A 20069-nucleotide genomic window follows, 5' to 3' on the forward strand; every position below is an offset into this window, starting at 1 on the left:
TTACCAATCAGCGTTCAAGTATTTTTTTAGCTGGCCTGCATTCAATACGTCATAAGCCAGTATTTTCTTTTTCTGTAAAGGCGCAATATTTTTGCCAACACCATCATCAAGAATCGGGTTGTAACCTTCAGCCAATAGTTCGTCGATTTTCTTTTTAAAGGCGTCGATTTCTTTCAATTGCTTAAAGATGCGCTCTTTCTCGTTTTGCGCTTCAGCGCTTTCATTGCCAGCAATATCACTCTGGCGGTTTTGCAAAGCGCGTTCACGGTTTTCGATATATACCGAGCGTAAGCGCAGCAAGTTATCGCGATTCCATTTGTAGATGATGATATAGCAATCGAAGCCTTGTTCAGGGCCGCTAGTTAAGTGCCAGATAAATGGGGTTTTAGGCAAATACATAAACAGATTTAAGTGATCTGACAGCTCTGCAAAGAAATTTTTGTTTAGATAGTCATTGATTGGCCGCCCTAGCACAGATTCAAAGCTTGAGTATTGAGCAGTACTAAACCCTTTCTCGAGAAACTTCTCTTCGATTCGATCAAGAAGCACTTTCTCACCGGCATTAGGCACAAGAGGAATGATGCCATCTTCGTCTTCCATCAGGATTTCACGGATAATATCAGCCAAAAATTCCATGGCTAAAGTTTGCATACGTTGCTTAGGGATGACTTTGCTTTGTTTAAACCAATACCAGACGTTGATAGGGTTGATTTGGTGACGAATGCAAAACTCTTCCAAATCATTGTTCTTCTGGTAAAGACCGGCAAAATGACTTTCAATAACTTCACGTTTTTCAGGAGAAAAATCAATGACAGGGAGTGAATGGATAAACTCGCTTGTAATTGTGACAGTGAAGTTTTCTAACTCATTAGTCTTCGATATGAATTCTTCTCTAGCTTTAGAACAAACAGGCAATCCCCCCACGCTATGACCTTGCTTAGCTAGAACCATCTTTTTGTCATTTTCAGTCAAATTGTATAATTTGAAAACTTCCTCATCGACCATAGCTTCCTGAACCAAGACCCTAGACAAGATTGCATTTTCATAATTTAGGAAGTCTTTAATGCTATTTCTTATTGTTCCTTGGAAAAACATATCGATAGGTGAATTTGAATAACGCATTTCAAGTAGTGAAAAACGCTCTAAATGTTGATAGATTGAAATATTACTTTCACTTAAAGACTTAAGATATCCAATAGACTCACTCGTTGGCGGCGCAAGAGGAATTCTCTTTACATCATTTGGCTGTTTGTTAACAGTAGGATTAAGACAATCAGCCATATAAAAAGCTAGCTTCGAATTTAAAACGGATAGCGCATAAAAGACATCGAACTTCGGAAATACAGCTGAAGACCCCATATCAAAAAGCACATTTTTTTCTAAAAAACGGAAACAAACGCCCTTTTGTCCACTTCCAGAATAATTAATGCCTTCACTGAAGGATATATTTTCTGGAGGAATGTTGTAACTATTTTGTTTCTTAATGTAACTGCAGTTATTATTCCAGTCTACGCATAACCAATTGTTTCCTTGCCACTTTTTAAATTTCCCTCCTTTAGTGTACAAAACCCATTTTTTGTCACCAATTCCATCATAAATATCTTTTCTATCAACTTCCCACCATAATCTTAAGGCTCCATTGTTATTTCCTGTTTTAACACCAGAAACAACATCAGCAACTTTATGAAGCGGAGATTTTGTGAATTTTTCTCTGAGATCTTCACTTATCCAATAGATAAATGGCAAACTTTCAATTAATAGAAACTCACTTTGAAAAATCTTGAATACCTGACTATTCTCGACATCGCGAACAATATCTGATAAAGCGTTGGTGAAACTTTCTTTTTTGTGTTTTTCTTGAATTCTAGTATCCACATCAATAAATATCGATTTTTTATCATTTCTATTATTTTTACTAAGTACGTAGAAACAATTCGAGTCAAGTAGAACATCACCACCAAACAAATTCACTCTATCCAAACCGTAGTCGACCAAGATCTCCAGATGCAAATTATTAATGATAAACTTACGTACGCCATCAAATGTCTTAATAAACATAAACGTATTCGGATGAACCATTGCAATATATCCATCACGACTGGTTAATTCGAAACACCGTTTCATAAAAGCACTGTAAAGATTTGTATGGAATTTGGATGTTTTTTTAAAATTTGTATCGACAAATACCCTTAAATCAGGCCCAAAGTCACCACTATCTGTATACGGCGGATTAGCAGTCGCCACATCATATTCAGTGGTTAACAGCTCTAAGAATGTAATCGCATCTCGCGTTTTGCCACTTAAGAAAGTATTGCGTTCTGTTCGGGCATACTGCTCTACCGCAGCAAATAAGTTTGCAAAGAAGTTTTCTGCAAATTCTTGGTGCTCGGCATAGTCTGCCGCTGCAAAAAGATCCCCTTCAACAATTTTCTTTTTTAACTTTTGCGTCGAATCAAACGTTTCACCAAGGGCAAGCTCTTTAACCTGAGATAGCTGTTCTTTTAACTCTTTATCAATATGAATCAGCGAGCCAAACTTATAGGCTTGCATTAGATCAGCCCATACTTTCTCTATAAACTCTCGTTGCTGAGCTGACACCAAATTGCCCTGTTCGAAGATGTGTTTTACTGCTTCATACTCAGGCAGATAGAAATCGGACGATACCACTTTGAAATGCAACTCGCCGACTGTACGGCGCTTTTTCTTGGCTTTGATAAATAAGCCAAGCTGTGCTAATTGGATAGCGCGATCGTCTAAGTCTATGCCATGCAGGTTATTTTCAATGATGAGTTTAGGGATGTCTTTTTCATCATAGTCTGCGCCATAGTTTTCAATTTGATCCAAATAAAGCTCGTAATAAAAGTCAAAGGCATACAACAAAAAGTTGCCCGAGCCACAGGCCGGATCTATCGTGCGTACTTCATGTAAAGGCTTAGGTGTGCGCGTTTGCGTTGTTGGTGCATTGGCAATTTTATAGCGCTGTTTTATTTCGGAGTGCGGGTACATCTCCAGGTACATTTTACCCAGAGAGTTTTCGACCAAGAATTGTACCACCCAACGCGGCGTATACACCTGTGATTGCAGTGATACCTTGTTATATTCGGTTTTATCACCGCTGTCTTTGTGGGCCTTTTTCTTGGCGTTATTGTAGCTTTCGTACATCCAACCGAGAACATCATCACTTTGCCAGATGGTCTCTTCTGATGATTCATTAGCTTGCGCGTCAGTATCAACCGTATTAAAAGCGTCAATAATATCGTTTAAGCTTATGGCATCAGGTAAAAGCGCATAAGGGTAAGTTTTGCTATACAGCGGCAACGTTTGACCAAGTTCATCAAACGCTGATTTTAAATAATCGCGAATACCTTCCAGCTCTTCATCACGCATGTGCGGATTCATTTCTAACCAAGCCTTATGGCCAAATGAACGATCACCATGCTCCTTCTGCTTTGTTAATATGGGCGGAAATAAGCTTGCTGCCTCCATCACCTTTATGGCGGCAAGGCGGTTGAATAACGTAAACGTTAATTCATCCAGTAGCTTTTCTCTGGCACTGTCATAGCCACCGGTTTCACCAATATGATTATCCAGCATCACGGCGAAGCGCTCACGCTTAGCTTTAACTTCCTCTGGTAGTTTTTCTACCTGGATGGCGTCCATTTGCTTGGTCTTACTAAAACCCAGTCTAGCAAATTGCTTATCGAAGGCGGCTTCAATCAGCTCTCTTAAATGGTCTACGTGGTCAGCTAATTTCATGGGCTTACAGTCCTTCGCTATTAATATCTATAGTTAGTTCGATTTCTTCATCGGGCTTGGCCGCAGCAAGCGCCGTTAGCTGCGTAGTCAGCAAGGTTTTATACTCTTGCACTGTCATCACCTTACTAGAAACTTTAAAAGCAACTTTGCGGGGTTGTTTCGGTGCAGGTGATTGAACTGGAGTCGGGGCCGGTGCAGGCTCGCTACCATCGGGATCACGATTAGGTGTAGGCTGCGGTGTGGGTAAAGGCTCGGGCTGTGGCTCTTCTGTGATAAAACTACTTTGCACGATAAGCAGCTCGCTATCTTTTAGCGGTGCTTGAGCTGTGTAATTCAAAATGTCGGAGAGAGAAAAACCACTATTTGAGCAACTAATGCTGAACGCAAGTACTGGTTCACCAACTACTCGTTTTTCTGCGTAGGCTTTTAAGGAATCAAGCTTTTGCTGATTTAGTCGGTTCGGCGCCGCAGGGTAATTCTTAAGTTCACGAAAAGCAGCCTCAATTTTACCGCTCAGGACCTTGTACTCGTGACTCATACCTATAGATGCTGTCTTAACTAACTTGTAATAAGCATCTTTTACAACTTGTACTTGTTGCTGGAGATTGACAAAGTTTTTCACCATATCCAGTTTGAATAAGCGCTCGAATTCTTCATAGGCTTCATCAATGTTATTGTCACTGCGATCAGCTTTTATCAGCTCGCTTCGAACATCGTCAATAAAGCGCTTAAATTCTTTAACTTTAGGAAAGTTCTTTTTAATGAATTTCTGAGCTTTTAATATGGCTTGAACCGCATCGCTGAACGTATCGCTGTTATTAAGTAGATACTCAACCTTTTCGATATAGTTACTCTCGGTAACTTTACCCGCGAAACCTTGCAAGTCTTGTTTTAAACCTGCCACTTTGGGGAATAGTTCTTCAAAATCTTGAACAGTATCACTCAGGTTGGTAATAGCACTGATAAAATGTTCAGCCATCAAACGAATACTGTCAGCCAAGTCAAAATCGTTTGTATTCCAATCTACCTTTTTGCCGATATGGTCCTGTGTTTCGAGTTCCATCAGTAGTTGTACTGCCTGGTTCTTCTGCACAGCGGTTAGCGTTGCAGTAATCGATTTGAACGACGCAGATTTAAACTTGGTGGTATTCGTAAAGGCATCGTGAACCGCTTTTTGCTCATGAGAAAAATAGGTGTCGCCGTTAAACTTAACCGATAGTCGACCGGCACGGAATAGTACTGCAAGAGTCGTTACTAATGTTCCGTAGCTATAGCCCCATGGAGCACCTGACAAGTCAGCTTCTAGAGATTTACCATCCATATAGCGCGACTTTATCTTAGCGTTGATTTCTTCAACAATTTTAAGGTGATCGCCAGTAAAATTGCCGTGACCGTCGAAGAATGCAAAATCATTAGCGGTAAATAACTTATTCAGGCTTTCTTTATGTGTGCTGAAAATCTTCGAGACCAGGCTATCAGAAAGTTGACTTGATAAACGCTTGGTGTAGATGTTTTTCACCATTTTTCGCTGGTTGTCGGCAATGGTTCCCTTAAATGTATCAACGTTCAACAGATGCTCGTCGAACATGTAGATCAGGGATGCATTGTGATATGCGTCTTGAATTAGCCCTCTTAAAGTTCGTTGCTTCTCTTCTCGTATAACTTCAAATTCACGAATAATTTGACGCTTATCGGCATCTTTTTCATTCGAGTATTTTTCCTCCATGTAGGCGTAGCGCATAACTTCGCCTATCAATTTATCAATCTGGGAGAACTCTGAAGTATCTGGCACCAAGGTAATAAGCTCTTTCTGATACTGAGTATCAAGCTTCAGTTGTTCAATAAAATCCTGACGATCATCACTGATATTGAACAAGCTATAGGCTGTGATCTTTAAGTGTTTGCTTCCTACAGGTGCTAACTCATCGTCTTGGTCTGACAGCACGCTAAATTTGAATGCATCACTGCCATCATTGTAGGATGCAATTGCGTTAAAGGTTTTGTAGTCCTTCAAATACTTAATTAACTCACGCTTTTTGCTGAAAAGTTCGACATCAAAATCTTTCATTTCTTCGAGCATTTTGCCTTCAAGATCTGATGTGATTTTGTAGTTGTTGTTTGATAGTAGTAGTACTTTAGCTTCAAGCAGTAACTTAAGCGCGTCTTCAATTGCTGGCTTTACTTCATAGTAAGACGTAATGTCAGTAATATAGCTTTTGGTTATATTTTCAACCGTTGGCGCAACTACTTCAGAGTCGGCTAATAGATGCATGGTTTTGAGCAGTTTCTCGCCGTCAATGCTGCTGCCATTTTCCTTTAATATTTTTCGGCTCGTATCGTATTTGTTGACCAATCCAACTGGCGGCGCAGTTTGGGCTTCATCACATATAGCGAACCCTGGCGTAAAGCTATACAGCTCTTTGTCACGCATTTGCTTACGTAGCACATCAAATGTTGTGATAATCATGCCTCGAGCTGCAATTTGGGTAGCAACTAAAGCGTTTGAGCTAAACAAGAACTTTTGCAAAATATCGAATTGATATTTGTGGAAAGGATAATACACCGCAAAATCTTCAGCTGTTTCCGTTTTCGTAGGGAACGATGATTTTAGGTTGGTGGCGTCGCTGATTAGGCCTTCATTCTTTTGGTAATAAGCAACTAAATCTTGTTTTGCCTGTTCTGTTTTTTGAAGTAATCGACTACGAATGATAACGTCTACTTCTGTAGACTCAAGGTGAATCTTGGTTTTAAAACGATCGGTAACCTTGGTCAAACTACTGCGACTAACGTTAGCATTATTAATCACGTCGTCGAGCTTTTCTTGGGCAATCGCTATGGTCCAAACTTTATTACTTATACTCGATAGCGATTCACTAATCCCTTCTAAATCTAAAAGGGTAAATTTCTTCTGGCTAATAGCTTCACTCGCCTCGTCGAAAACAAAGACTAGTGTTTCTTCTGCATTAAACTTAAGATATTTTTCCAGTTCCGTTTTAAATTTACTGGCAGAAAAATCCTCTATCGAAGCACTGTAGACGCTTTTGGTATCTTCATAATCTGACTCGCTGTACCCCATTTCGGCAAAGACCTTTCGCATAACTCTAGCGACATGCCGATTACTTTTCTTTAGCTCATCCCAATCCTTCGACTCTAGTTTTTGGACAATAGTTTTAAACTCGTCGTATTTACCATCTAGGAGCAGATCAAACTCCATATAACCGTAAATATCATCACGAAAACCAAGATTTTTAAGCAGATTAGCAAACAAGGTGAAAGCCAATCCACGTTCAGTATTTTGCTTAGCAACATCAAGGAACACTACGCGGCTGTTAATTGCGTCAAGATTACGTAGGGCGTTTTCAATAAGACCTGCATCACTTACACCTTTTAAGCGTGGTATAAAACGCTCACGTGCAGGAGTACCATTTATAATCTGGTTATCTATTATATAACCCAGCATCTTTCCGAAATATGACTTACCAGAGCCATAAAAACCTGATAACCAAACCCCTGTCTCTTTAATATTAGAGGTGAATTGGTTTGTAAATTCGTAGAGGTGCCGCCCAATACCTTCGGTTACGATGTATGACTCGATTTCGTGTTGAATTTCTGTCTCTGAACGGTCTTCAAGGTCAATAACGTTTTTAATATCTTCTTTAAGATCTAACGTTAGTATGTCATTTATGATTGTCATTTAAATTAGTCCCTATTTCACTAACGTACAGCGATACTTTGATGCTGGTCTAAAATTCAAGAATAAAATGTTGTCTTCTGATATTTTCGATGGATAGAAAATGACAAGTGGATGCTTTAGCTGCATAACATCTTTGTGCTCCATTATGTTCACATTCTCTATACCCGTGCCATACAAGCAACCACTTCGAATAAGAAATGGAATCTTATCCTTTTCACAAGCCTGTTTAATGGCTGAAATAATCATGTCAAAAAGGTCTTGTTCTGGATCGTCAGATTTGAAAACAACATGTGGAGTGTTAATGAAATCTCTGTAGTACTCGGAGAAAGCATCCCAGCCATCGGAATCTATAAATCTGACAAGTAATTGACTGATATCTATGAATTCCGCTTTCTCTTCATAAATATCTCTCGCTTTGTCAATGTATAAATTTTCCTCACCTGGACAATAGGAAAACAATATACTGTTACCACCATTGGCTTGCCGACGAAGCTGATCTTGGTTTTCAATATTAAAGTCTAGGTCAGCAAACTTTTGTTTGTGATCAGCTATAAAGGGCATCGCATATATCCTTATAGGTATGAGTTAATTCGACATTGAGCGCTACACCATTGAAACTCATGTCAAAGAAGCCTTTCATTGAAAGCTTTTTGAATCGGTCTTGAATATCTTCTTTGGCTATAAAACTTGCAGGGAGCAATTCATGCTCAAAAATGCTTTTTATCTCAGGTGAGAATAAATTAGAGAAATATACGAAAAGCACTAATGCCTCAGGTGTTGGGCGAATATGATTGAAAGACTTCACCCGCCCTACCGTGACAAAGTCAAACTTGGTCATTAAACTGAGGTACTTTGTAGCAACTCTATATAAAGTATCTTCTGACCATTGCGGAAAATCAGGACCCTCTGAAGACATTTTATCTTTTAGAAAGGCAATGATGTCGTCCTGTGAAATCTGTGCTCTTCCTGTGAAATACACTTTACTGAACACTTGTGTTGTGACTTCTCTGAACAACCGATTATTTAGACATAGGTGCCATAAAAAGCAAAACTTCTTATCTATTAAAGGCGCATCTGAAAGATAAATTTTTTTAATTAAAAGCTCATGATCTTGATTTATAAACTTTAGAATCGCCTTATTAATCGCCCAACTTACTTTATTGCGAGTTTTTGAAGTTCTAATGTCAAACTCATTTTCATCAGTTATCTTCGAGTCAGTCAAATTAGGCTCACAAAAATAGGCGCTAATTATATTGAAAACAAGCGTATAGTCTTTCAGGCCCGCAATATCTTTAATTGCAGTGTTATAATCTTGCACACTCATTTTCTCTATTAAATCTTTCATTTGTAATATCTTATTTATTATTCATAACCAGGTGCTATTTTTAAATTTCCCACACCATATAAGGCACCTAGATTTTTAAGCGCTAGTTGAAAATCTCTTGGCTCTAATTCGGACTTTTTAGAACAATCCACATGCCATTGGCGTAGCAAATACCCAGCGGTTGCAGCTCTAATCTCAACCTTTAGAACGCCACCCGTCATGCCATAGTCCAGCTCTATCGCTTCGCTGTGCTCGATGCGTGGGTGCGGCACTAACTCAAGCTCTACAAATCGGTTCCATTGTCGGTCTTGAGTTTCGAGCTCGGTTTCCGACAAAGTGGAATCTTCAAGCACAAACGCTGCTTTAATGCGGGTCAGTACAAAGTCACGGAACTCACCATGCTTGCGGTCAAAACCACGAACATGCCAACGCAGGCCATTATCCACCAGCGTATGCGGCACAATTTCACGCGTTGTTTCACCACTCGATAACGACACATAGGTGATACTCAAGGCTTTGCCTTTGTGTATGGCCTCGGTGACTTTCGCCACTATCGATAAACTCGGCTTATTTAGGTGATAAGGCGCTTCACAAGCCAGAGGTGGTTTTACCTTTCCAGTGAAGCCATCACCGTACCCTTGGCTAATGGTCGCCAGCGTTCTCACAACGTCATAGTCGAACAAGGGCTCAAAAGCTTCACCACGCTTATGCAATTTGAGCTTTTGGTCATACTCAATGTTGCTTGGCGCAAGCTCTCGGTATAGGGTGAAGTCTTTCGTTGCTTGTGCAGCGGCTATGCTGAAGCGATCGACTAAATCCGCCCGTACCGCCTCTCCCTTAAACAATAAGGTGAAATCGATGTGGGCAATGCGATCCCTGGTTGCTTGTGGCAACTGCGCTATCTGCGAAAGCCTATCTGGCTTTCCTTTCGCGCCTTCTTTAGCGAGTGAACTCGCTGGTACCGTTTGTTTCAGACCATCATTTGTCATGCGTCTTGTTTATCCAATTCAACCAGTTTCTTAAAACTCTGTTTATAAAGTACCGTCAGACATCGCGTAATCCCATTGAAAGGCATGGCATAAAGCTGCTCTTTATCCGCAATGACTAATCAATCTCTACTGGTTGAAGCTGGACAGATGGCCATAAAACACTGAATAGGCTTCAACCTAATTAATTTTATTAGGTATCATCCTATCACAAATTATTTTGTAGGGAAGACTAAGCGGCAACTTTTTGATCTGGATTGCAATTGCCGCTCAGGTATGGGCGTGAAGACATTGTTTCATGCCATTGCTGATAGCCGCTATCAATGCGCTACCCGAACCAATGGCACCACGATGTTACCGCGATGAGATACCCCTTTGTCCGTCTCTGTAGACATCAGGACTCGTTGCTCACTCTCCCGAATGCGCCTGGCAACTTCTGCCTGGGCTGGTAGCAATGGCAGCATCCCTTCAGCAATCGCGTCTGGGGCAGACTCTTGGCCACAGGACATCAAATGCTTCCATGGATCTTTAAGAAAGCGCTCGAACGTGATGCCAAATTCAATGATGCGGGCAGAGACGAATATTTCGCCCCAGTATTCAATGTAGGTGTCTTGGTACATGGAAAGGTTCCTCTTGTTGGTTATATACCCTGCCTACTTGCAGCCGCAGCGGTGTTACCTGCATTCGCTCACCCCAATCACATAGAAGACCTATGCTCATGGGGATTCACTTGCCGCCTAGCTGCAACACCAAGTAGTTTGGGTATAACGTAAGTTCACTTTCCATTTTCCAGATGTTTTCAAATATGCAAGGCTTACCTTGTAGAGAGCTACAAAGCTTTAAATCGATTGCGGGCATCTTTGTAGTCATAGTGGGCATGTTCTGAGCCACGATGGTACAAATCATCCAGGTAAGTTTGTTCCTGCGGCAACTCGTCTTCGCTGATTTCGCGCCACCAATGCTTGTTGGCACCTTTAACACCGTCATGCCAGCGGTAACCGCGTTCTTTTAAATAGTCCTTTACGTCAAACGGCGCACCAAAAGCACGAACTAACACAGTTCGCCTGTCTGCTTCAGACAACAAGTTTGCAACGGACTCGGGCAACAAATGAAACAACCAGGCCATCGCCAAACAATCGGTTGCAGCTCGGTGTCCTTCATAAAACCAACCTAAGCGAAGCAGCAGGTACTCAAGCTTTCGACTTTCAAAACCCAGCGCCTTCCAATCTATGCCACTGGCTGAACAGGCCCAAGATAGATGTCCTAATGCAGCAAACCGCTTTTCAAAGAAAGGACGATCAAACTGTGCATTGTGTGCAACCACCAGCGGATCATCGGATAACCAACTCGCTACCAGTGAATCATCAATGTGCTGGCCTTGCACCATCTCATCGGTGATGCCGGTTAACTCGGTAATCAGCTCGGGGATTGGCTTGCCGGGATCTTCATACAAGCTGATCACATCAACAATCGACACAATCCGCTGAGCAGAGGGGCTGTAAAGCACCTTAACCATACCAAGCTCAATAATGGACTCATCATCGGCAGACAGTCCGGTTGTCTCTGTATCGAGCAGCACCATTGGCTGTTCGTCACCGACTACAGGAGATAGTTCAAGTGGCCAGGACTGCGGCTCACGCGTTAATGGAATACGCTCCAGCAATCTAAAATCTTCTGGTCTTTCTTGGATATCCGCGAGGCGCTCTAGCGGAAATGGCGCAGGGGCTCTTGTCATTGATGGTTCCTCTTCAATTTTATTGTTCGCTTTGGGTTATTTCATTGTGCCCTGTTCGTTTATAAACGCATTTGTACAAAATGCACCTTGGATACCTCAGCGTTTTTTTAATCTTTCTACTGGGTGAACCCATGTATGAAGGCTTTAGCTAAGCCTTTCAGAAAGCCTTAGCCAAACCGTGTAGGTAACCCTTACCGAAACCCTTTACGCATGGCTTAGCCAACCCCTTTTCAAACGGTTGCAAAAGGCTTGAACTGAGTTCGACTGAGCATTTTAATGATGCTCCTGACTTCGCTTTAAGCCAGTAAATTCAATACGAAGCAGAATTTTACTAACTGTTTTTAAACCCTTTGCAAAGGGTTCAACAAGCCTTGTTTGACGGTTACTTGACCCATGCGTTAACCAGTAGCAGTAACAGGATCAGTAACAGAAACAAGAGCAGTAGGCAGAAGCAGTAATGTCCAAGCCTTGCAGGCTTTGACGAGGGCGAGCGGTCCCCCACATCAAGCTTTTCAACACAAAAAAGAAATCGCCCACGACACAACGTCTTACTCGAACAACTACAGTTTTACCTACAATTTTACTTGTAGAAATCAGCATAGCATTAGATACTGTATAAACAAACAGTATCAATTGCGATTTTTCGAGGTTCGTCATGAGTGTCTCGCTGATAGGCCGTAGCGGCGCACTTGCCTTCATCAAAGCCAAGCGCCTTCGTATTCCATTGTTCATGGAACGTGTTTCTGCTGGTTTTCCCTCACCAGCGCAGGATTATGTTGAGCAAACGCTCGACCTTAACGAGCTGTGCATCAAACGACCGGCTGCAACGTTCTTTGTGCGTGTTGAAGGTGATTCAATGATTGATGCCGGGATTCACCCAGATGATATTTTGGTGGTTGATCGCTCTGTCCAAGCAGAACACGGTGACATTGTCATAGCGGGAATCCATGGAGAACTCACGGTAAAGGAGCTTCAACTAAGGCCGTGCGTCATGCTGATCCCAAGAAACCAGGTGTATGAGCCCATTCATATTCCTGAAGGGACAGAGTTAGAGATATTTGGTGTGGTCACCAATGTGGTGCGAAACATGCGCCGCAAGTCGTGACTGTCCCATGCCTGTATTTGCCTTGGTGGACTGCAACAACTTTTACGCCAGTTGTGAGAAGCTGTTTCGTCCTGATTTAAAAGATACGCCGGTTGTGGTGCTGTCTAACAATGACGGCTGCGTGGTTGCACGCTCACGTGAAGCTAAGTTACTCGGTATAGCTTTGAAAAAGGACAGGTACCCTTTGCTGATACTTGAGGTTCAAGCCTACATAACTTCTAAGTCGGAGCAAAAGAGGAGCAGCAAGCGTACTACAGACAACAGGGCAAGAACCGATAAGCAGAAGATCGCAGACTATCGCAAGCAGATTGATCGCCTGAGTTCTATTGTGGCGGCGCAGAATTCGACTATCGAAGAGCTTCTGGATGAGATTGAGCGGTTGAAGGCCGGGAGGGTGTCACGCTTTTAGCCCTCCGGTTACACGTAATATTCCGGTAAGCTCATGATATTCAATGACGCATAGCAGGTTACGCTTTTCCGATTTGCTACCCAAATGATGCTACCACAATTTGGCCGCTCGGGTCGCAAAGCGAACATTCAGGGCCGAGTCCGAGGGGTTCAATTTGAGGCTACGGTGTGTCACACGCATCGGGGTAAGTCCATTGAGGCTGAGGGGCATGTCGTGCTTAAAGGGGTAATTCTCGGATTCAGTCGGGGTTGTGAACATGTCAGAACCGATAGAGCGCCCTTTGGACGCGCTATCCGGAGGCCCGAAGCAAAGGGTCTGGATTACCATGACCGTTGTCGAGGAAACGCAATTGGTCCTTCCCGATGAACCGACCTTAGCCCTGGATCTTGGCCGCTAGGTCGAGGGGTTCGATCTTATCCGGGAACTGAGTCGCCGGGGGCAAAACCATTGCCATAGCTATCGACGATCTCGCCAACGCCTGTCGCTGTGCCAACCACATTGTAGTGATGAGGGAAGGTTGTATTTATGCTGAGATCAGCCCCAAGATGTGGTGACAAGGGAGCTTATTGAATCGGTCAACTGAAGCCGCCGTGATCTCTTTCCCGATCCAGTAACTGGCACTCCCGCTCGTATTCTTAAACCCACACTCGTATTGCGGTCTCTAATCCAAAACGCCGCGTCCGATTCATTCTCAGTGATACTCAGGGCCTATGAACTACCCATAAACTGGCTCTCTTGCATCTGGGACAGACCAATGTTTTGATAGGCGTTCGAGAACCAACAGCCCGTGACTGCAACTTACCTTCCGCGATTTATGTGATGAGTTAGCAAATGAGCTCGGTCGTCCAGGGTCGAAAACAGAATCGCAAAACAGATCCCGACAGCGGTCCCTATGAGGGTATCTACTACCCGCTCCTGCACCATCGCCATGCCAGCAAGGTCTGGTGCCGCCAGATAGCTCATAAACAGAGCCATGGGCGTAACCAGAACCTGGCCCAGTCCATAATTCGATCCGATGATGGTCTCGGTAGCGAACGACAGTAACGCCACCAGCCCAATAATGGTCCACACAGAGGGCTGGCTTAGCAGCACCAAAGCCACAAGGAGAGCGCCGAGTACGTTGCCTATGGTGCGCTGTAGGGCTCGGCTCATACTGATATGCAAATGGCTACCCTGTAACACGGCGACAGCGCCCATGGCCGCCCAACCGGCGTGCTGACCGCCAAACGCATAAGCAACATAAGCCGCCACGGCAGAGCCCAACACCATGCGCGCGACGGCGATCAACTTGTGACTGGCGGGCCGGCTTTTGAACCAATCCTGTGCCGCCGGTGTATCGTGGCGGAACACGTCGGTGATCATCACCACTAGCCAGGCAAGAGCAGCGGCCACTGCGGTCGCAGTCGTACGTTCGAGGACAGAGGCAAAGGTATCCACTTGGCCCATTGAAACGCTGGCGGCGAATATGAAGATCAATGCACCTGGCGGACCGAAATCACCAACGGTGACGATGTAAAACAGCGTACCGCACAACAGCGCCAGAATGGCCAGCTGACCAACCATGGGCAACTCCAGCCAGGCCACCAGGGACATCACAAAAACGGTTGCGGTTTGGCAGAGCAAACAAAGGAAAACCGTAAAGCCCCGGCGTTCCGGGGCCGCAAAACGGCCAAACAAAGCCACCAATGTACCCAGCGAAGCAAATCCAATCAGGTGCGAAAAGTCGGATAGCTCGATCAGCGGAAGCACAACCAGCGCCGCGATAGCCACCTGTAGTCCGGCCAGTGCCGAGTTCCTGAAGCCAGGCTGATTAACTACGGCAAAGCACTCTTTGAACTGTGCCCGCGATAGCAGAAACCGGATTGCAGCTGATCGACTTTTTACTCTGGATAAGCGCTGATGCACTTGACCTCCGACAAAATTGGATAGCTTAAGATATAGTTAGCCTAATAACCGTTTGCCTCATTGATCTATTCGGAGTTTCCGCAATCAAGTCGCGAAATAACGAGAATTTTTGGTTTTGGAGATTGCCTCATCACACCATACGTTTAAGCGTATCGTCTCTTTTCACGAAGTGATGAATCAGTGCCATACCAATATGACCAACAATCAAAACGGTCAAAATCCATGCGATTGGCGAATGGAGCTGTCCCAGGGCTTGGGCCCAGGCAATTTCCTCGCCTTCAGCAAAAAGCTCGATACCGAAAGCCGTAATCCCGTGGCCACCACCCAGCATGACCATTACCCCGGTTATCGGCATCAGCAACAGGCCAAGATACAACGCCCCATGACCGGCCTTGACCAGCAGAGCCTGCGCCGGATCTTGCTGCGGGCGCTGATGACGCTGGCCAGCGGCCCAGGCCAAGCGTACCAGAATCAGCAGCAACATCAGCGAACCTATAGAGACATGCCAGGGCACCAGCGTTTGTCCGACCCAGTGTTCTCCGTCGAAGATTCGATCACCAAACTTGAGCAGTTGCCAGAACACCAGTAGGGCCATCGACCAGTGCAGCAGTTTGGTGAGAGCGCCATACCGCTCACGAGAATCGTGGATCATGATTGGGTTCTCCGTATTGCGGGTTTCATTACCATTGAAGGTGTTACCAAAGAGGATGAAGCCAGAATGCACACTCATTCCAGCCTCATCTTCATATCACTGCCTACTGGCGGCGTCCAGCCTGGAAAGCATCTCTTCCGGTAGTGACAATTTCACCGAAGCCAATATCTCATCCAGTTGAGACAGCGATGTTGCACTGACAATCGGTGCGGTCAGTTCTGGCTGGTGGAGCAGCCAGGCCAGTGCCACTTGGGATGGTTTTGCTGAAGCCTCCTGCGAAACGGCCATCAGGGTATCCAGAATGCGCTGACCACGATCGCTGAAATAACCGTTGAGAAAGTCAGCCCGAGGGTTGCCTTCCAGGTCTGAAAGCTGAGCGTATTTGCCAGTCAGGAATCCACTGGCCAGAGAAAAGTAGCTCACCACGCCAAGATTGTGCTCGCTGGCGACTTTCGCCAGCGACGACTCGAAATCGGCCCGGTCATGCAGGTTGTAGAGGGGCTGGATCAGCTCATAGCGCGCGAACCCATGATCACGAGACACGGCCAGCGCCTGTTCCAATCGATCGGACGAATAATTGGAGGCGCCGATGGCCCGCACCTTACCGGCCTTGATCAGCCGGTCAAACGCGCCCAATGTTTCCTCCAAGGGGACTTCCTGATCATCAATGTGGGCGAAGTATACATCGAGGTAATCGGTGCCCAGACGTGACAGGGAATCCTCAATTGCAGCTTCGATGTTGGCTGCAGATAGCCCTTTACGACGCTCCAGCATACCGACTTTGCTCATGAGAATGACGTCATCACGACGTCCCCGCTTTTTCAGCCATCGTCCGATAACTGCCTCCGACTCGCCACCTTCAAGGCCCGGTGCCCACGCAGAATATACGTCGGCCGTGTCAATGGCGCTGAAGCCCTGCTCCACAAACCGATCGAGTAGCTGAAAAGAGCGGTTATCATCGGCTGTCCAGCCAAACACGTTTCCGCCAAATACCAGTGGGGCTATCTCCAAACCGGACTTCCCAAGGGGTTTCTTCTGAAGACTCATGATGCCTCCCTCAAAAAACAACTGTCAGTGGGTGAGTCGGCCGGGTGGTCCCGGCCGGCGATTTCAGGCAATGCTTTCCACAATGCCACCTTCAACACGCAGGGCGGCGCCTGTGGTGGCACTGGCCTGGGGAGACGCAGCGTAGACACAGAGGCTGGCGACCTCTTCCGGTTCGGCAAAACGTCGGAGCAGCGTGGAAGGCCGGTTTTCGTCCAGGAACAGGGTTTCCATTGCTTCCGGGGAGACTCCCCGCTCAGCCGCCAGGTCAGCCATCATGGCTTTGGCTCCTTCAGTACGGGTCGGACCGGGAAGGATGCTGTTCACGGTCACACCGGTTCCGGCAAGAACCTTGGCGAGACCCCGGGATACACCTTGAAGCGCCGCCTTGCTCACCCCGTAGTGCACCATCTCCGATGGAATATTCAACGCCGATTCACTAGAGATGAACTGGATACGCCCCCAGCCCCGAGCCTTCATGCCAGTTGCGTAATGCCGGGCAAGTCGAACACCGCTCATCACGTTGACCTGGAAAATCTCTTCCCAGGCAGCATCGTCGATATCGAAGAATGGAACGCCGCCATAAATACCCAGGTTGTTGACCAGAACATCCACCTCGGGCAGCTGTTCGATGATGGTCCGGCAACCTTCCGCGGTACCCGGGTCCGCGATAATGCCTTTTGCATCGTCCCGACCGCTGGCATTGGCTATCTCGGCCAGCGCCTTATCCACTTTGGCCTGGTCACGACCCACTATAGTTACCGAGGCACCGGCCTCGGCCAGCCCCTGGGCAATGGCCAAACCGATGCCCGCGGTAGAGCCGGTGACCAACGACTGTTTGCCCGTGAGTTCAATTTTCATCATTTAATTCCTCTTGCCATTGATTTTTGAGGGGACGTCACCCACTCAACCAAATTGAAACGCCGATAACTGGGTTTCCATCACCCGTTCGGAATAAACCTTCTTGCCGGGCTCCTCGCCCGCTGCACCCGCTGCCACGAGCAATGGAATCAGGTGTTCCTCGTCTCCATGCGGATGACAATCGAGGGCGTGGGGTGCCTGAACCCATTTCCTCAATCGCTGATAACGAATTCCGGAGTCACCTTCGACAGTGTCCGTCAGCCAGTCATCGAACGCCTCGGAGAGCGGTGTAAACCGCTTGTCGCCGTAGCCACGCATGTTGTGGAAGCTCATGCCACTGCCGAGAATCAGCACACCTTCGTCACGCAGTGGCGCCAGAGCTCTGCCTGCCTGCAGGTGTGCTTCGGGGTCCAGGTCCTGCCGTAACGACAGCTGAACCACAGGAATGTCTGCCTCGGGGAACATCACCTTGAGCGGAATAAACATACCGTGATCAAACCCACGCCCGGAATCCTCCAGGGTGTTCTGTTGTGCCCCAACCAGTAGACGACTCACGCGATGCGCCAATGCCGGCGCTCCTGGAGCCGGATAAGTCAATTTATAGGTGTGGTCCGGAAAACCGAAATAGTCATAAATGAGATCGGGCTGGCTGCCGGCGGTCACACTAAACTCTTGAGTGCGCCAGTGGGCGGATACCAGGAGGATGGCCGTCGGCTTTTCTGGCAAACGCCCGATGACGCTTCGAAGAAAGTCGGCCATACCGTCCCACGTATTGCGGGGACTCCAGTCCATAAAGAAACAAGGGCCAGCGCCGTGGGGAATAAAAAATACCGGTTGTCTGGTAGGCACTCTTGGCTGCGTGGACATCGACATACCTCCATAGGTTTGAATAGTTCAGATATCACAATGAACAGGTTATACTGATACTCAGGAAAGGAGAACGGACTTAAAAAAGGAACTGTTTTAACTAAAGGTAGGAAATAAAATGCTGGACCGATACACAAGCATGCAGGTATTCGTTCAGGCAGCGTCCAGAGGTAGTCTGTCTGCCGCCGGCCGGGAGCTGAACATGTCGCCGGCAATGGCCACAAAACATGTGGATTCACTGGAAACCAGGCTCGGCACGAAACTGCTTCATCGCACCACTCGACAGTTATCACTGACAGATGCCGGACGGGAATACCTGCAGGCCTGTCAGCGCATTCTTCAGGATCTTGAAGAAGCGGAGTCCGAAGTATCTTCCCAGCAGCATCAGGCCATGGGTCGATTACGTCTGAATGCACCGCTATCCTTTGGCACACGCTTCATTGCACCGTTAATACCGGAATTCACCCATCGTTACCCACTGGTGGAGGTGGATCTTGGCCTGAGCGACACTCAACAGGATCTGCTGAAAGAGAGCTGGGACCTGACTGTCCGCATCGGACACCTCGCTGACAGCGACCTCAGGGCCCGCCGTCTCGGCAATTGCCCGATGCGACTTTGTGCCTCGCCTGAGTATCTGAAAAAACATGGAACCCCTAACCGTGTTGCCGAGCTCTCAAACCACAATTGCCTGAGCTACAGCCTTTCCTCAGCGCAACGCGGCGGCACCTGGGCATTCGGCCAAGATGGTAAGATCCAGGTGCCCGTAACAGGCAACCTCATGTCCAACAATGGCGACGCACTTCTTGCTGCCGCCGTTAAGGGCCAAGGGATCATATATCAGCCCAACTTTATCGTGTCCGAGGCATTGGCCAGTGGCGCTCTGGTTGCTTTCGAATTGGATCACCCTCCACTGGATCTCGGCGGCCTGCATGTGCTGTTCGCGCCGGATCGTCGGTTACCCCTCAAAGTAAGAGCGATGATCGACTATTTGGTTGAGGTTTTTGAGAATTCGCCATGTAGACCGTCGTAAATTTTATCCTTTCTTACCAAGGCCCCCTCTCTACACCTGTAAACTGTTCCAACAGTCAGGCTTAGTTCGAAGTTAGCCCGCTCCAGGCCAAAAGCTTTATGTCGGCTTCTGGATCGCGGCCACCTTCTCCTTTTCCATCTGCTTTTTTAAGATCCCGAAACCAATGGTTGTTCAAATATTGTCGTCAACAAGGAAAATCTCATTTGCGGAACCGAAATGGGATCGAGGCCATAAGTCCATTGAGTGTTTCCTTTTGTTTAGGCCCGGACATTTTATTTTCCTCGTAGCTGTCAATTGATGGTTCTAACAGGCAGTGCCTTTAGACCGCAATAGTGGGCTACGTTTTTGGGGTACGAAATACCAATCCATCAATGGCATGGACAAAAAAGTGTATGAAGAGGGCCTTATATCGACGTTCGCCATGGACACGAGGCCATATAGTGAAAGCCCTGTTATGCTCAGTTTAAAGTCATGTCCATAATTGGGTCATTCGTAGTTACAGCATTTACGCCAGTTGTGAGAAGCTGTTTCGTCCTGATTTAAAAGATACGCCGGTTGTGGTGCTGTCCAACAATGACGGCTGCGTGGTTGCACGGTCGCGTGAAGCTAAGTTACTCGGTATTAAAATGGGCGTACCCGTCTTTCAAATCAAAGCTGAAATGCAGCGCCATGGTATTTTGGCATTCTCGTCCAACTATGCG

Annotated in this window: 17 protein-coding genes and 1 pseudogene; 6 read left to right on the forward strand and 12 right to left on the reverse strand. The window is 46.1% G+C overall.

Features of this window, described 5'->3' with window-relative positions; genetic code table 11:
* From pglX to GPLA_RS11175, 6 genes are all read right to left on the reverse strand, one after another.
* Positions 1–3756 (reverse strand): BREX-1 system adenine-specific DNA-methyltransferase PglX, encoded by a 3756-nt coding sequence (gene pglX, locus GPLA_RS11150; RefSeq protein ID WP_007105021.1) that lies wholly within the window; start codon positions 3754–3756, stop codon positions 1–3.
* 4 nt (positions 3757–3760) lie between these two features.
* Positions 3761–7450, reverse strand: a complete 3690-nt coding sequence (brxC, locus tag GPLA_RS11155; protein WP_007105022.1) for a BREX system P-loop protein BrxC — start codon at positions 7448–7450, stop codon at positions 3761–3763.
* A gap of 12 nt (positions 7451–7462) precedes the next feature.
* The gene (locus tag GPLA_RS11160; RefSeq protein WP_001115853.1) at positions 7463–8011 is read right to left on the reverse strand and encodes a hypothetical protein; all 549 of its coding nucleotides are present in this window, start codon (positions 8009–8011) and stop codon (positions 7463–7465) included.
* Complete coding sequence (locus GPLA_RS11165) at positions 7995–8795, reverse strand: BrxA family protein (protein WP_007105023.1); 801 nt, start codon at positions 8793–8795, stop codon at positions 7995–7997. The genes GPLA_RS11160 and GPLA_RS11165 overlap by 17 nt, the downstream gene beginning before the upstream one ends.
* Positions 8796–8812: 17 nt before the next feature.
* Positions 8813–9763 (reverse strand): WYL domain-containing protein, encoded by a 951-nt coding sequence (locus GPLA_RS11170; protein ID WP_007105024.1) that lies wholly within the window; start codon positions 9761–9763, stop codon positions 8813–8815.
* A gap of 317 nt (positions 9764–10080) precedes the next feature.
* The gene (locus GPLA_RS11175) at positions 10081–10380 is read right to left on the reverse strand and encodes a hypothetical protein (RefSeq protein ID WP_007105025.1); all 300 of its coding nucleotides are present in this window, start codon (positions 10378–10380) and stop codon (positions 10081–10083) included.
* Between GPLA_RS11175 and GPLA_RS23715 the strand changes: the two genes are divergently transcribed.
* Entirely contained in the window at positions 10273–10533 is a 261-nt protein-coding gene (locus GPLA_RS23715; RefSeq protein ID WP_193362942.1) for a hypothetical protein, read from the forward strand. The two genes, GPLA_RS11175 and GPLA_RS23715, sit on opposite strands and share 108 nt — an antisense overlap.
* Positions 10534–10589: 56 nt before the next feature.
* On the opposite strand, the gene GPLA_RS11180 is transcribed toward GPLA_RS23715, so the two are convergent.
* Positions 10590–11495, reverse strand: a complete 906-nt coding sequence (locus GPLA_RS11180; protein WP_007105026.1) for a 3'-5' exonuclease — start codon at positions 11493–11495, stop codon at positions 10590–10592.
* Positions 11496–12150: 655 nt separating this feature from the next.
* On the opposite strand from GPLA_RS11180, the gene umuD reads away from it, so the two are divergent.
* The 3 genes and pseudogenes from umuD to GPLA_RS24340 all read left to right on the forward strand — a co-directional run bounded on the left by umuD (position 12151) and on the right by GPLA_RS24340 (position 13406).
* Positions 12151–12600: a translesion error-prone DNA polymerase V autoproteolytic subunit gene (gene umuD / locus GPLA_RS11190; protein WP_007105028.1), complete on the forward strand. Its 450-nt coding sequence runs from the start codon at positions 12151–12153 to the stop codon at positions 12598–12600.
* Between the two features lie 7 nt (positions 12601–12607).
* A pseudogene (locus tag GPLA_RS11195) lies at positions 12608–12766 on the forward strand (Y-family DNA polymerase); the annotation flags it as partial.
* A gap of 499 nt (positions 12767–13265) precedes the next feature.
* The gene (locus GPLA_RS24340; protein WP_013786620.1) at positions 13266–13406 is read left to right on the forward strand and encodes an ATP-binding cassette domain-containing protein; all 141 of its coding nucleotides are present in this window, start codon (positions 13266–13268) and stop codon (positions 13404–13406) included.
* 401 nt (positions 13407–13807) lie between these two features.
* On the opposite strand, the gene GPLA_RS11200 is transcribed toward GPLA_RS24340, so the two are convergent.
* The 5 genes from GPLA_RS11200 to GPLA_RS11220 form a co-directional block, all read right to left on the reverse strand.
* Positions 13808–14779: an FUSC family protein gene (locus GPLA_RS11200; RefSeq protein ID WP_226993098.1), complete on the reverse strand. Its 972-nt coding sequence runs from the start codon at positions 14777–14779 to the stop codon at positions 13808–13810.
* A 265-nt stretch (positions 14780–15044) separates the two neighbouring features.
* Complete coding sequence (locus GPLA_RS11205) at positions 15045–15644, reverse strand: cytochrome b (RefSeq protein WP_013786621.1); 600 nt, start codon at positions 15642–15644, stop codon at positions 15045–15047.
* 18 nt (positions 15645–15662) lie between these two features.
* Positions 15663–16613: an aldo/keto reductase gene (locus GPLA_RS11210; protein ID WP_007105033.1), complete on the reverse strand. Its 951-nt coding sequence runs from the start codon at positions 16611–16613 to the stop codon at positions 15663–15665.
* Positions 16614–16676: 63 nt separating this feature from the next.
* The gene (locus tag GPLA_RS11215) at positions 16677–17474 is read right to left on the reverse strand and encodes an SDR family NAD(P)-dependent oxidoreductase (RefSeq protein WP_007105034.1); all 798 of its coding nucleotides are present in this window, start codon (positions 17472–17474) and stop codon (positions 16677–16679) included.
* Positions 17475–17516: 42 nt separating this feature from the next.
* Positions 17517–18344 carry a DODA-type extradiol aromatic ring-opening family dioxygenase gene (locus GPLA_RS11220; RefSeq protein ID WP_306305700.1) on the reverse strand — a complete coding sequence of 276 codons (828 nt, stop codon included), beginning with the start codon at positions 18342–18344 and terminating at the stop codon, positions 17517–17519.
* Between the two features lie 112 nt (positions 18345–18456).
* Here GPLA_RS11220 and GPLA_RS11225 point away from each other — a divergent pair, with 112 nt between their 5' ends.
* Both GPLA_RS11225 and GPLA_RS23200 read left to right on the forward strand, forming a co-directional pair.
* Positions 18457–19368 carry a LysR family transcriptional regulator gene (locus tag GPLA_RS11225; protein WP_007105036.1) on the forward strand — a complete coding sequence of 304 codons (912 nt, stop codon included), beginning with the start codon at positions 18457–18459 and terminating at the stop codon, positions 19366–19368.
* A 488-nt stretch (positions 19369–19856) separates the two neighbouring features.
* The coding region (locus GPLA_RS23200) for a Y-family DNA polymerase (protein WP_083882043.1) at positions 19857–20069 on the forward strand (213 nt) is incomplete at its 3' end.

It is taken from the genome of Paraglaciecola polaris LMG 21857 (genome assembly GCF_000315055.1).
Classification (GTDB): domain Bacteria; phylum Pseudomonadota; class Gammaproteobacteria; order Enterobacterales; family Alteromonadaceae; genus Paraglaciecola; species Paraglaciecola polaris.